Raw genomic sequence first — 13,892 nt, 5'->3', positions numbered from 1 at the left:
ATCACCGAGGCTCGACAGGGTGGATCGGCTCCGGCGGGCTGAGAAGGGCGCCCAGCACCGGGCACGTGGGCTCTGGCGTGTCGCCGCAGCCGCAGATGTTTCCCGTGCTGCCATCGAAGGAGAACGGTTGATCAGCCAGGAACGACTCGCCCACGAGGTCGATCCTGTTGCACTGAACGGTGCTCGAGGTGAGGAGGACCTGCGCGCTGAAGTTCGCGACACCAGCGCGGGCGTTGGATTCGACGTGCGTCGAGGTGATCGTCGCCGCGCTCGGACCCTCGCGCGAGATCAAGACGATGCCGTCACCGAACGTCCCGTCGCGCCTGTTTGGGCGGGTGTCATGCACGACGGCCGTTTCGACCGTCGCGTCTGAGCTGAAGGCGATCACGCCGGCGATATGGTTCCGCTCCACGAGCGAGCGCCGGAGTGTCATGCCTGCACGCTCATCCGTGGCGGGATCGTCTTCGACGTAGATGCCGTACCCGCCCCTCTCATCGCTCACCGGCTGGGTTTCGCTCACGACGGTATCCTCCACCGTCGCGTCCGAATCGAAGACGACCATGCCGGCCATGTGGTTCTGCTCGAGGCGACAGCCTCGCAGCGCCACGCTAGCCGGATCGCGTGTCTCAGTGATATTTTCGACCAGGATGCCGTAGCCTGCCAGTCCATCGCTCTCTCTTGACTCGGTATCACGAATGATGGTCGTCTCGATCGTCGCATCCGAGGAGGACACGCTGATGCCCATGTCCCGATTCCGCTCAAGGATCGAGGCGCGGACGGTGACGCTCGCCCGCTCGTGCGTGGTGAGGTTCCGGTCGAGCGCAATGCCGCGTCCCGCGATGCCCTTGCCCCGGCGCGGCTGGGTGTCGCGCACCACGGTCGCCTCGACCGTCGCGTCCGAGCCCACCAGCAGCACCCCGGCGTCATGGTTGCGTTCGATGAGCGAGCTACGGAGCGTCACGTTCGCCCGCTCGTGCAGGTCCTGCACAGCGAGGCCGTGTCCGCTCACTCCGTCGGTCCTGAGCGGCTGGGTGTCGCGCACGACGGTCGACTCGATCGTCGCGTCCGAGCCGAGGACGAGCACGCCAGCGCTGTGGTTCCGATCCACGAGCGACGCGCGGAGCGCAAGCGTCGCGCGCGACTGCGCCTCGACATCCGCCCAATCGGCAGCAATGCCGTACCCTCTCGAGCCGTCGAGCTGCGGTTGGGTGTCGCGCACGACGGTCCCCTCGATCGCCGCATCCGAGGCGGAGACGAACACGCCGACGTCGTGGTTTTCTATGACGAGCGAGGAGCGGAGCGTCATGTTCGCTCGCTCGTGCGTGTCGAGGTCATCTTGAACCACGACGCCGTGTCCGTTCGTCCCATCGCTGGTGGGCTGGGTGCCGCGCACGACGGTCGCCTCGACCGTCGCGTCCGAGCCCCGGACGATCATGCCAATGCCGCGATTTTGCTCCAGCAGCGACGAGCGGAGCGCGACGCTCGCCCGTTCGCCGTCATCCTGGATCGCGACGCCGGCTCCTGAGGTCCCGTCGCCGTTCTCTCGGGTGTCGCGCACCACCGTGGCTTCGATCGTCGCATCCGACCCGTGCACCGCCACGCCGTGGACGTGGTTCCCTTCCAGGAACGAGGAGTGGAGCGTCACGTCGGAGCGTTCTCTCGTGGCGTGATCGTACTCGATCGAGATACCGTATCCGTGCAGCGCATCGCTCTGTCTCGGTTGGGTGTCGCGCACGACGGTCGCCTCGATCGTGGCGTCTGAACCGAGGACGACCATGCCGGCATCGTGGTTTCGCTCCAGGAGCGTGGTGCGCAGGGTCAGCGCCGATCGTCGATGGTCGCTGTGCTCGACCTGGATGCCGCGCCCGAACATTCCATCGACATTCGGCTGGGTGTCGCGCACGACGGTGGCCTCGATCGTCGCTTCCGTGGCGAAGAGCGTCACGCCTATGTCCGTCGCCGCCTCGATCAGCGAACCAAAGACCGTGAAGGTCGTGGTGCCGAGGTCGCTCGCCGAGTCGATTCCTCGTCCCTGCGTGTCGTGGATCCAGACGCGATCGATGACCGTGTCGATGGCGCCGCTCGTCCCGATACCGATGCTCGCCCCGGTGATCGCGATCGCGTGGATCTCGGACGCGTTCGCGCTGCGCCCGAGGATCAGGACCGTCGCGAGCTCCGCTCCGGTGCCGACCACCTCGACCAGCCCCGGGCATCTGCCCCAGAGCCGCACCGGTCTCCGCTGGATCAGGATGTCCTCCGCGTAGGTCCCCGCGGCCACCGCGACGATCGCTCCTGTCGCGGCGTGGTCGATCCCTTCCTGGATGCGCTTCCAGGGCCTCGCGCCTGTCCCATCGCTGTCGCTTCCGGGATAGGCTCCGTTCACGAACTGCGTCGTCGCCTCCACCGGAATCGACCCGTAGTCGCCGCTGCCGCAGGGGGCGACCTCATAGCACCGGGTGTCTCCGGGCGCCGCCATCCGACCCGGAGGGCACGTGTCCTCGGGGAGGATGGGAGTACAGCCACCTCGCCCATCCGGACCGAAGCTCTGGCCACACGCTTCGGGCGGCACCCCTGCTGGTTGGCAGCCGCCGCCGTCGAGCGGCATCTCCCCCGGCGCGCACGGCATGTCCGGCGGGAGCCCCGCCGTGTGGCCTGGAGGCAGCCCGGCCGGCTGGCAGCCGCCGCCGTCGAGTGGCATCTCGCCTGGTGCGCACGCCTCGGTTGGACCGGGGTCCGGCGGCACCGGCGCGCGGTCGTCGGCTCCACAGCCCGCCGTCGTGAAGGCGAGCGCGAGGAGCGCGAGCGCGCTCCGACAACACAGAAGATGTCGCACGGAGAGGCAGGGAGGGTGCATGAGTTCCTCTTTTTGCCCGGCAAGCGCGCCATGGTGGGCACACCACGCAGGGATTGGGAGCCGAGAGAGCGCGAGATCGCGGTACCGCTGGCGAGGACGATCCGCGGCGCGGGCGCCCTCCCCGCGCTTCAGGGGCCGGCGTCTCATCTCGACGGGTCGACGGGAGAGATGGGCTCAGGCGGGCTCAGATTCCGGCTCAGCACCGCGCAGGTGGGATCTGCCTCACCCCCGCAGCCGCAGCGGTTCTCCGTGCTGCCGTCGAACGAGAAAGGCTGGCCCTCTACCAAGTCCTCGCCGTTCAGGTCGATTCGATTGCACTGGACGGTGCTCGACACGAGGACGACGGCCGCGCTGAAGTTCGAGATGCCGGCGCGGGCGTTTGCTTCCACGGCTGTCGAGGTGATGGTGGCCGTCGCTGGCTGAGTGTCGAACTGCACGGCGATCCCGTCGCCTCGCGTCCCGTCGCCGCCCGCCTGGGTATCGCGCACGACGCTCGCCTCGATCGTCGCGTCTGAGCTGAAGACGGTCACGCCGAAGGCATGATTTTGCTCCACGAGCACGCTGCGGAGCGTCGCCGTCGCCCGCTGGAGCGTCTCGTCGTTGTCCTGGATATGGATACCGTGTCCCCTCCACCCTTTGCGGGACGGCTGCGTGTCGCGCACGACGGTGGCCTCGACGGTTGCGTCCGAGCCGAGGACCAGGACGCCAGAATTATGGTTGCGTTCCACGAGCGAGGCGCGGAGCATCACGTTCGCCCGCTCGCGCGTGTCGCCGTTGTCCTGGATGGCGATGCCGCTCCCATCTTCATCATCGCCTGGTTGTGTGTCGCGTACGACCGTCGCCTCGATCGTCGTGTCCGAGCCGGACATGAGCACGCCGATCTCGTGGTTGCGCTCCACGACCGAGCTGCGGAGTGTCATTTTCGCCCGTTCGCCCGTGTCGCCATCGTTATGAATCTCGATACCATATCCTGCGCCTCCATTGCTCGCGGGTCGGGTATCGCGCACGATGGTCGCCTCGAACGTGGCATCTGAGCCCGAGACGAGCGCACCGAGGTCATGATTTCGATCGAGGAGCGAGGTGCGGAGCGTCACGTTCGACCGCTCCTGCGTGTCGGGGTCCACGAAAGCGGCCATGCCGCGTCCGAACGCCCCATCGCGGTTGGGCTGTGTGTCGCGCACGACGGTCGCCTCGAGCGTCGCGTCCGAGCCGACGACGCTGATGCCGAACGCTCGGTTCTTCTCCACGACCGAGCTGCGGAGCGTCACGTTCGACCGCCCGTGCTGATGCTCAATCGCGATGCCAAATCCCATTGTGCCGTCGCGGTTCTGCTGTGTGTCGCGCACGACGGTCGCCTCGAGCGTGGCGTCGGAGCCGTCCACGAGCACGCCGAGCTCATGGTTCTGCGAGAGGAGCACGGCGCGGAGCGAGGCGTTCGCCCGCTCACGCAGGTACTCTTGAATCACGATGCCGTCTCCTCCTATCCCCTCGCTATCCGGCTGTGTATCGCGCACGATGGTCGTCTCGATCGTCGCGTCCGAGCCGAGGATAAACGCGCCGACGTATTGGTTCTGTTCCAGCAGCGATGCTCGGAGCGCCAGCTGGGCCCGTTCGCCGGTGTCGGCGTCGCCGGCGACCGTGATCCCGACCGCGTCCCGCGCCTGATCCTCCGGTTGAGTGCCGCGCAGCGTGGTCGCCTCGATGTCGGCGATCGCGCCCACGATCACCACCCCAGAGTTGTGATTGTTCTCCACAAGCGACGCTCGCAGCGCTAGCGTCGCTTGTTCTTTTCTCGCGTTGAAGACCTCGACGCCACGCCCAGGTGTTGCGTCGCTGGTTGGCTTTGTGCCGCGCACGGCCGTCGCCTCGACCGTCGCATCGGAACCCTCGACACGCAGCCCTACCCCGTGGTTGTTCTCCAGGAGCGAAGCGCGCAGCGCGAGCGTGGCGCGCGCTCCACGACCATCGTTCTCGATCTCGATCCCTGCTCCGCCCGTCCCATCGCTCTCGGGTTGGGTGTCCCGCACGACGGTGGCCTCGATCGTCGTTTCCGAGCCGGTGACCAGTATGCCGAACTCGTGGTTGTGCGAGAGGAAGGAGGCAAGAACCGTCACGTTCGATCGCTCCAGCGTATCGGGATCGTCTCCGATCGAGAGGCCACGTCCGAACCTCCCGCGACCGTCCGGCTGCGTGTCGCGCACGACGGTGGCCTCGATCGTCGCGTCCGAGCCGGTCACGATCACGCCGGTGTCATGGTTGTGCTCCACGACCGAGCGCCGCAGCGTGAGGGTCGCGCGCTTCCGGGCGCTGTTCTGGGCGATGATGCCAGCGCCGTACTCCCCCCCGCTGTCTGGCTGGGTGCCGCGCACGACGGTCGTGTCGATCGTCGCTTCCGCGCTGATGACGAAGACGGCGATTCTCTTCGTGGCCTCAATCAGCGAGGCTTTCACCTCGACGCTCGTCGGACCCAGCGAGTCTTCGACGAGGATCCCCTCGCTCTGGGTATCGTGGATCCAGGCATGATCGACGAGCACATCGCTGGCTCCGCTCATGCCTATGCCGAAGCCCGGCCCCGTGATCGCCAGCGCCCGGACCTCGGAGCCGCTCGCATTTCCGTCGAGGATCGCGAGCGTCTCGACCCTTGCCCCGGTTCCGATCACCTCGACGAGAGCAGGACAGCGGCCCCAGAGTCGTACTCGCCTCGATCGGATCACGAGATCCTCTGCATAACGCCCCGCCGCGACAGCCACGATCGCGCCCAATCGAGCGCGGTCGATGCCGTCCTGAATGCGCTTCCAGGGCTTGTCCCGCGTGCCGTCGCTGTCCGTTCCGGTATAGGCCGCGTTGACGAACTGCGTCGTCTCGTCGACGGGGATCGGCCCGTAATCGCCTTCGCCGCACGGCGCCACCTCATGGCACTCGGACTCACCCGGAATCGCCATCTGTCCTGGCGGACAAGGGCCTTCGGGGAGGACGGGCGTGCATCCGCGTTGCCCATCCGGCTCGAACCCCTGGCCACAGGCCACCGGCGGCACGCCGGCGCGCTGGCAGCTGCCGCCCGGGAGCGGCATCTCGCCGGGGGCGCACGGCATGTCCGGCGGCAGCCCCGCCGGCTGGCATCCGCCGCCTTCGAGCGGCATCTCGCCGGGGGCGCAGGGCATGTCCGGTGGTAGCCCGGCCGGCTGGCAGCCGCCGCCCTCGAGCGGCATCTCGCCGGGAGGACACGGCATGTCCAGCGGCAGGCCGGCTGGCTGGCAGCGTCCGTCGTCGAGCGGCATCTCCCCGGGAGCACAGTTGGCCTCGCTGGTGCTTGTAGTTGAAGCGTCGAGCCCGCCGTCGTCGGCGCCGCACCCTGCCACCACCAAGGCGAGCGCGAAGAGCACGAGCGCGCTCGGGGAACATAGACGAGCTCGTGCCGAGGTGGAGAGAGGATGCATAGTACCTTTCATGACCCACGAGTATGTTGGTGAAGAGAGCACCTCACCCGGGGACGGGGGACCGAGACGGCTCGTTCTCTGAGCGCGCGACGTCTGGCGCCGACGGGCAGGCCTCGTCGACGAGCGGACGCCGTCACAGAGGAATCAAGTTTGAGGCCAGGCTACGTACCCGTGCTGGAGCCCCGCGGAGCACGAGCCGCGCCCCTGGGGCGGCCGTGGATCCGTTGATACCATCGTCAGGAGGCGATTGGAACCCGATCGAGGTGAAGCCGCCGAGCTCGCTGACGGCAGTCTGGATCGCGCGCAGCAACGTTGGTGCTTCCCGGGGCGGCCGCTGACCGAGCGTCCGTGGCGTGGACGTCGAGGGAGCTCCTGGATGTGATCGTCTGATCAAACGGATCGATCCGTTCGATCCATCCGCGCAGGGGCGCGCGGCCGCGATCCCGGTTCAGCCACGGGCTTCCCGCCGCTGCCCGGGCGACGCCGCCCTGGTACGCGCCGTGCTGAAGCTCGGAGATCGGAGAGGCTCACGGCAGCCGCACAGCGCACCAGCAGCGATCGAGCCCGAAGAGCGGATGTCAGGAGGTGGCGATGCGTCCAGGGATCTTGTCCACATCATGTGTGATTGTGCTCTGCGCTCTGTGCGCAACCGCTTGCGCGAGCTCTGCGTCGAACCTCAGGCCGGGAGCGCTCGACAAGGGGCAGGGGGCCATCTTCGGGCGCGTCCTCGTCGCCAACAGAGGAAAAGACATCACCAGCGACTGTGAGATCTACATCGGCGGTGACGACAGCGCCCAGGGGGCTCAGGCGGGCCAGGGCTCAGGGAGCAACGGCTCCTCCGGGGGGCGCGGCTACAGCTCCGCCAATCCCTACGCGTCTCCCGGGGACACCAGTTCTTCGAGGGTCGTTTCGCTCGACGAGACGGGCTGGATCTTCACCGCCGTCCGTGTCGGGCAGGTTTACCTCAAGCAAGTCTCTTGCTCGCTCGGCGGCGTCGCCAAAACTCCTGTTTACATCGCCAAAGATCTCGGATTTTCTGTCCATGGCGGGGACGAGATCGCTTACTTTGGCGATATCGTTATTGAGTCCGACCACGAGGACCGATCGGGCGCCGTCGCTGCGGGCGTGCTGCTCGGTGGCGCCATCGGCGGCTTGATCGCCGGCATCGCAGTCACGAGCGAGCAGAAGCCCGCAGAGGTGGAGGTGGCCAACCGCTTCGACGAGGCCCTGCGCGAGTACCAGACCCGGTATGGCAGGGAGGGTGGGGCGCTCAGGCCCTATTTTTCGCTCGCCGGCATGGGTTCGTTCGGGGTTGAGGACTCCCGCCCGAGCCCACCACCTGGCGCCGACCCGCCCGCGGCCGCGGCCGGATTCACGCTTGGCGAGGACATCGGAGCAGCGCAGGGGCGTTGCAGCGGTGCCGGCTTCGAGTGGCAAGACCTCGGCGAGGGGCGGTTCTCGTGCAGCGGCGCGCCGGCCGACGTCGGCGCGCCGGCCACGGTGAAGGTCACCGCGTGCACGGGGACCGTTTGCGAGATCGCCGTGAACGCGAGCTCCGACAGCGCGGCGTGGAGCACGCTCGCTCAGCGGTTCAACCGGCTCTCCCGGATCTTCGACGCCACCTACGGGAGCCCGTCTCAGCGCCGGCTCGAGCCGCTCGGCGACTGCACCGATGGGATCAAGGCATGCTTCGATGCCGGCCGCGCGCGCCGGCGCGTGATATGGTACTGGCCAGGCGGGCGGATCGTCGCGCTTTCGCTCGACGGCGGCGCACCTGGGGACGCGCCGCGGCTCCGCGTCGTCTACGGCACGGCCACGCCTCCCGAGGGGCAGCAGCAAGAGCCACGAGCGCAGCCCGTCCCGTGAACGCGGTCCAGGTCCACGATGGCGGAGCGCCCGACTTGGACACAGCTGCCTGACACCGGACAGCTGTGCCCAAGTCGAGACTAGGACACCGATCACGTTGATCGAGCGAGAAATGAACCGCCAAGACACCAAGGACGCCAAGATAATTCTCCGTTCTTGGCGTCCTTGGCGACTTGGCGGTTCGAAATTCTGCGCTTTTCAGGCAGTTTCAACCCGTTTGTCGCTCTAGCGGGTCTCTTTTGGCTTTCGCGGCCGTGGGAGGTTGTACTTCTCGATCTTGCTGACGAGCGTGCGCCGCGAGATGCCGAGCATCTTCGCGGCATACGTCTGGTTCCCCACGCACTTCTCGAGCGCCTCGACGATGCGCTGCCTCTCGTCCGGATCCGACGCGAGCGCCTGCGGCGCGCTCCGCTCTTTCCCGCGTGGAACCATCGGCTCCTCTGGGTGCCTCTTTGCCTCGCGGTCCTGCATGGCTGCGCCCGGCGCAGGGGCCGCAGGTGCGGCGGGGGCCGTCATCTTGGGCGGCAGGTGCTCCGGGAGCAGGCGATCGCCGGCGCAGAGCATGACGGCGCGCTCCATCACATTGCGCAGCTCCCGGATGTTGCCCGGCCAAGCATATCGCTCGAGCAGCGCGATGGCCTCGCCCGAGAGCGCGGGGATCTGCGATCGCTCGAACGCTTTGCAGGCCCTCGCCGCGAAGAGCTCGGCGAGAGGGGCGATGTCGGCGGCGCGCTGGCGCAGCGGCGGAATCGTGAGCGTCACCCCGTTGAGCCGAAAATAGAGATCTTGCCGGAAAGCCCCGCGCGCGACGTCGGCCTCGAGATCGCGGTGGGTGGCGGAGAGGAAGCGGACATCGATGCTGCGCGGGACCCGGCCGCCGACGCGGAGCACCTGGTGCTCTTCGAGCACGCGCAGGAGCTTGACCTGAATCGTCTGCGGCAGCTCGCCCACCTCGTCGAGGAACACCGTGCCCCCGTCGGCCGCCTCGAACAACCCCGGCCGCGCCTGCACCGCCCCGGTGAAGGCGCCCTTCTCGTGACCGAAGAGCTCGCTCTCCAGGAGCGACTCCGACAGAGCAGCGCAGTTGAGCCCGAGGAAGGGCCCTCGCGCACGGGCGGCGGAAGAGCGGCGATGGATGGCCTGAGCCAGCACCTCCTTGCCAGTGCCGGTCTCCCCGAGCAGGAGGACGCTGATGCGGCCCGGGGCGGCAAGATAGGCCTGCTCGTAGAGAGCCCGCATGGCGGGATCCCGCAGGACGACATCGCTGCTCCCGTGAGATGCGGAGGGCAAGCGCCCGCCGGCGGAAGGCGCGCCCTCGGCGGGCTCGGTCCGGCGGACAACCACGAAGACAGAACCCAGGGTGATGTATTCGCCGGGCGCGATATCGATGATCTGCTTCGAGACCTGCCGCAGCTCTTCTGTCTTCACCGTGTCGACGGTCATGCCCGAAGCCCGGACGAAGGTCGCGTTCGTGCCGCCGAGGTCTTCGAGCCGCAGCTGGGGTCCGACGTGCAGGATCGCGTGCCGGCGCGAGACGGAACGGTGGTTGATGCAGATGTCGTTGTCGGAAGCGCGGCCGATCGAGACGGAGCCGCTCTCGGGCAGGGGATGGGCCACGACCCCGTCGCTGGCGAACACCGCGAGCTCTCGGATCACCTTCGCCCCGGAGAGGCGTGCCTCGGCGTGACCATTCGGGGGCACCTCCCTGGCCGGCTGGATCCTGTGTGAACGATCCATGCTCACCGATCCTTTCTACACCTCGAGGGTGCTCCCAGGGAAGGTGCGTGCGCGGAGCTCAACGCGCTCGAGTGCCCCACGTGCAACGCCAGGATGGAGCTCGTCGCCGTGGCCACGGAGCCGGAGAGCCGTCGCCAGCTCTTTCGGCGCCCTCGGCGGGCCGGTCAACGCTCCAGAACGCTCGCTCGTCATGGGGTAGTGGGGTGAAAAAATGCTGTTGTGCTGGATGAGTGCCGGCCTGCTCTGCGGGACGCTCGGTCACACGCCCCGGCAGCGCGCTGCGCTCCGCCGGTGGCGGTGAACCACGTTCCCTCCACATCGAGGGCCATCACGGCGACGGGGCTCCCCTCGGGATCTCGTGGAGCCGCGCTCCGTGGCTCTACATCACCCTCTCTCTCGCTCACTCCCCTGACGAGGAGCGCGCACGGTCGCGTGCGCAGCGGTGCTTCTCACTTTGTGCAAGTCGTTAGCTCAGTTTGTGCACGGCTTGTGTAACAGCCTCTCTCCGCAGTCGGCGAGTCGCCGGCGGATTCGCCTCTCCCGGTCCGCAGCCCGCTGAAAGATCCTCGTTTTTTCCGAGGATCTCGCCGCTCTTCCCGTGACACGCACCTCGGAAGCTCCGCGCCCGGGGCCCGCGGCGACCCCTGGTACGGCGCGTGCGATATCCCCCTGGCGAACGGACGACGCCGCTCTCACGAGGGGTCCGGCGAGCGCTCACGAGGAGCCCATCCTCGATGACGCTCGCCGACGGCCAGCGTGGGTCCTGATTGCCACTCATGATCTCATGAGCGGCAGTCCGGCCATCGAGCGGATCGCCCGCGGAAATCCCTGCAAGAGCAGCTCTCCGGCTGCTCGATGGAGAGGTGCGATCATGGCTCGTCACATCCTGAAGTCTCTTGGTCTGTCTTCGCTCTTCCTCGCTGGCCTCCTCTCGATGCTGTCCGCGACCGCGTGTGTTGCGTCGAGCGAGGACAGCCCCTGTGGGCTCGGCGATGGGGCCGGCAGCGAGCACGGCGAGGGCGCCTGTGATGAGGAGGGCGCGGACGAGGAGGCGCCCGCAGGCGAGGAGGACGCCCCGAGCGTGAAGGCGCCCTCGATCACGCCTCAGGTGATGTGCCAGCCGTTCTGCGGTCGCATCTGACGCGGAGGGCGAGGAGACCGGTACGCGCGCGCCGCCGCGCTCAGAGGGACAGCTGCGATCGCAGCCACGTCGCGCAGGTTCGCTCCCACTGCTCCGACGGCGCGCGTGTCTCCAGCGACGCGCGCGCCGCGGCGTGCTTGCCAGCCATCCGGTAGGCGAGCGCGCGCTGAAACGCCTCCGTGAACGAGCCCGGGGCGCCCACCTTCCCGAGCCAGCCCACGGCGGCGTCGGGATCCGTCCACAGGTACGCGCCGGCCACCGCGGTGGCCACGTACGGGTTCTTCTCCGCGCCCTCCTGGAACTGCCGCTCCAGCACGGCGAGGCGCTGCTCCAGCCGGGCGTTGCCCGGCTCCCCCTTCTGACGCGCGATGCGCAGGAGCCCCCGGATCGAGGTGGCCTCGAACGGCCTGTCGGCCTTCGCCCCGGTGTCGGCGGCGAGCTCCTCCGAGAGCTCCTGCCGCGCCTCGTCCAGCCGATCCTGGCGCAGCAGGACCGCGGCGCGGAGCAGGTGGGCGCCCGGCTCCGGCAGCACCCCCATCCGCCGCGTGATGCCGCGCGCTCCGAGCGCCCGCTGCTCCTCCTCGAAGGCGAGGAGTCGGAGCGACACCCGATCTGCGACCTCCCACCTGTCCTCTTGCATGGCGAGCATGATGCGATGTCGCAGGACCCTGCCCGACAGGCTGCGATCCAGCTCGATCGCCTGCTCGGCGACCTGATCGACCAGGTCGCTCTGGCACGTGTCGTCATAGAGCCGCGCGAACACGAGGAGCACGTCCGCCGACCCGGGATCGGCGTGGCGCGCGGCCTCGCAGGCGTCGAGCGCGGCCTTGTTGTCGGCGTCCGTCGCGTGGTCCTGGGCCTGGCGCTTCACCTGGAGGACGCGGCAGCGCATGACCAGCGCCTGCGCGTCGTCCGGCGCGCGCGAGAGGGCGCGATCCAGGTCGCCGAGCGCCGACGCGTACAGCGAGGGCTCGTCCTGCGCGTAGGCGTGCAACGACTGGAGATAGGCCCGCTCCGCGAGCGCCGGCACGTAGCCGGGATCGGCGGCGAGCGCCTCGTCGAGCAGGCGCTCGCCTTCCGCGTGGTGCTGCGGGCGCGGCGCGGGGCCGATCAGCTTGTAGTACTGGAGCAGCCTCGCGCTGGCCGTGGCGTCGCTCGTCCCGCGGACCGCGCGATCCCGGCGGTGATGGTCCCGGAAGAGGAGGCGGACCTCGTCGATGGCGCGATCCCGCAGCGCCTCGAGCAGCCGCGGCAGAGCGCTCGGGTCGCCGTCGATGTCGATCGGCTCGCCCGCGACCGGGCCGTCGGTCGCTCGGAGCTGCGCCGAGAGACGGAGGCTCGCCCCCACGCGCTGAAGGGTGCCCGTGAGGACCCAGGTCGCGCCGCGCCGCGTCGCCTCGGCCGCCGGATCGCCGGGCCGAGCCGAGCCGACCGCGCGCACCTGCGGCATGGTGCGGAGCCCGCCGAGGATCGCCTCCGCCGCCCCCTGGCCGAGCCCATCCCACGCGGCGTCCTCGGTGAGGTTGTCGAAGGGCATCACCACGACCGAGGGGCGAGCGTCCTCGGGAGGCGCCGAGAGCGCGCTCTGCGCCCGCTCCTCGGGCGCGGTGAGCTGAAGGGAGGCCGCCTGCCCGCCGCCGGCGGCGCGCCAGGCGATGGCGGCGAGCCCGATCGCCGACGCCGCAGCGACGGCCGCGCTCCACCGCCGCCTGCGGGGCGGCTGCGACCTCCCGCCGCCGGGGGGCGTCCCGCCGACCGCCGCCGGCAACGGGACGCCTGGCGTCGTCGCGTCGAGCGTGGTCGACAGCGATGCGCGGGCGTCCGGGAGCGTCGCGTCCATCGCGGCGCCAGCCGGCATCGACGGGCCGCGGCTCGGGATCGCCTCGCCCGTCGCGCTGGCCTTGTCGTTCGCCCTGCCCAGGTCGGCGATGATCGCCGCGAGCGCGGCCTCGAAGCCGACAGCCGAGGGGAATCGCTCGTCCGGGCGCTTGGCCATGGCGCGCGCGAGCAGCGCGTCGAGCGCGCCGACGGTGCTCGCTGGCAGCGCCGGCAGCTCGAGGCGCTGCGGCGGATCTTGCAGGATGCCGCTCGCGATCACGAGGGGGGCGCCGCTGCCGAAGGGGGAGCGGCCGGTGAGCAGCTCGAAGCCGAGGATGCCGAGCGCGAAGATGTCGCTGGCCGGGCTCAGGGGTTCGCCGCGCAGCTGCTCCGGAGACATGTACGCGGGCGTGCCGGCGATGCTGTCGACGGTCGACGCCTGGGCGAGCGCGCCCCGCGCCAGGCCGAAATCCGCGACGATCGCCCGCCCATCGCGCCGCACCAGCACGTTCTCCGGCTTGAGATCGCGGTGGATGATCCCCTGCTCGTGCACCGCGGCGAGCCCGCTCGCCACCTCGTGGAGGAGCGAGAGCGCCCGCTTCGGATCGAGCGTGCGCTCGAGGAGGACGGCCCGCAGCGTCTGGCCCTCGACGAGCTCCATGGTCAGGAAGCGCAGCCCGTCGGCCTCGCCCAGGTCGTAGACGCGGCAGACGTTGGGATGGGAGATCTTGCGCGCGAGCTTCAGCTCACGGCGGAAGCGCGCCACCATGATCGGCTCGTTCGACCAGTCGGCGAGGAGGACCTTGACGGCGATCTCCTCGCCTTCCACCTCGCGATCCACGGCGCGCCACACGGAGCCCATACCGCCCGTGCCGAGCCGAGAGAGGATCTCGTACCGGCCGGCGATGACGCGCCCCGGGCCGAGGTCGGCGCCGGTGCAGGCGCGCAGGACGGGGGGCGCCTGGGGGGAAGTCGACGCACTGAGGACCCGCGGTGCGTCGGGCGCCGTCGGGATGTCTGGCGACTCGTGCTGCGTCAT

The 13,892-nt window shown here is 69.3% G+C and carries 6 protein-coding genes; 2 read left to right on the top strand and 4 right to left on the bottom strand.

Annotation, left to right across the window (positions count from 1 at the left end):
• Position 1 precedes the first annotated feature (1 nt).
• A complete protein-coding gene (locus WME79_RS29150; protein WP_437521417.1) occupies positions 2 to 2,854 on the bottom strand; it encodes a right-handed parallel beta-helix repeat-containing protein in 2,853 nt (950 codons plus the stop codon).
• A gap of 143 nt (positions 2,855 to 2,997) precedes the next feature.
• Complete coding sequence (locus WME79_RS29145) at positions 2,998 to 6,237, bottom strand: right-handed parallel beta-helix repeat-containing protein (protein ID WP_437521414.1); 3,240 nt, start codon at positions 6,235 to 6,237, stop codon at positions 2,998 to 3,000.
• A gap of 681 nt (positions 6,238 to 6,918) precedes the next feature.
• Between WME79_RS29145 and WME79_RS29140 the strand changes: the two genes are divergently transcribed.
• Entirely contained in the window at positions 6,919 to 8,157 is a 1,239-nt protein-coding gene (locus WME79_RS29140) for a hypothetical protein (protein ID WP_437521411.1), read from the top strand.
• A gap of 225 nt (positions 8,158 to 8,382) precedes the next feature.
• Here WME79_RS29140 and WME79_RS29135 read toward each other — a convergent pair whose 3' ends face one another.
• A complete protein-coding gene (locus WME79_RS29135; protein ID WP_437521408.1) occupies positions 8,383 to 9,894 on the bottom strand; it encodes a sigma 54-interacting transcriptional regulator in 1,512 nt (503 codons plus the stop codon).
• 871 nt (positions 9,895 to 10,765) lie between these two features.
• Here WME79_RS29135 and WME79_RS29130 point away from each other — a divergent pair.
• Complete coding sequence (locus WME79_RS29130; protein ID WP_437521405.1) at positions 10,766 to 11,035, top strand: hypothetical protein; 270 nt, start codon at positions 10,766 to 10,768, stop codon at positions 11,033 to 11,035.
• A gap of 40 nt (positions 11,036 to 11,075) precedes the next feature.
• Here WME79_RS29130 and WME79_RS29125 read toward each other — a convergent pair whose 3' ends face one another.
• Positions 11,076 to 13,892 carry a protein kinase domain-containing protein gene (locus WME79_RS29125; protein WP_437521402.1) on the bottom strand — a complete coding sequence of 939 codons (2,817 nt, stop codon included), beginning with the start codon at positions 13,890 to 13,892 and terminating at the stop codon, positions 11,076 to 11,078.

The sequence above is a fragment of the Sorangium sp. So ce726 genome (assembly GCF_051521405.1).
Classification (GTDB): Bacteria; Myxococcota_A; Polyangia; order Polyangiales; family Polyangiaceae; genus Sorangium.
The sequence above is the reverse complement of the archived record's forward strand: the minus strand, read 5'-3'. Positions and strand labels throughout refer to the sequence as shown.

Excerpts from the sequence above, each read along its gene's own strand:
- WME79_RS29130 (WP_437521405.1), top strand. The coding sequence starts at position 10,766 with ATGGCTCGTCACATCCTGAAGTCTCTTGGTCTGTCTTCGCTCTTCCTC.
- WME79_RS29125 (WP_437521402.1), bottom strand. The coding sequence starts at position 13,892 with ATGACGCAGCACGAGTCGCCAGACATCCCGACGGCGCCCGACGCACCG.
- WME79_RS29150 (WP_437521417.1), bottom strand. The coding sequence starts at position 2,854 with ATGCACCCTCCCTGCCTCTCCGTGCGACATCTTCTGTGTTGTCGGAGC.
- WME79_RS29135 (WP_437521408.1), bottom strand. The coding sequence starts at position 9,894 with ATGGATCGTTCACACAGGATCCAGCCGGCCAGGGAGGTGCCCCCGAAT.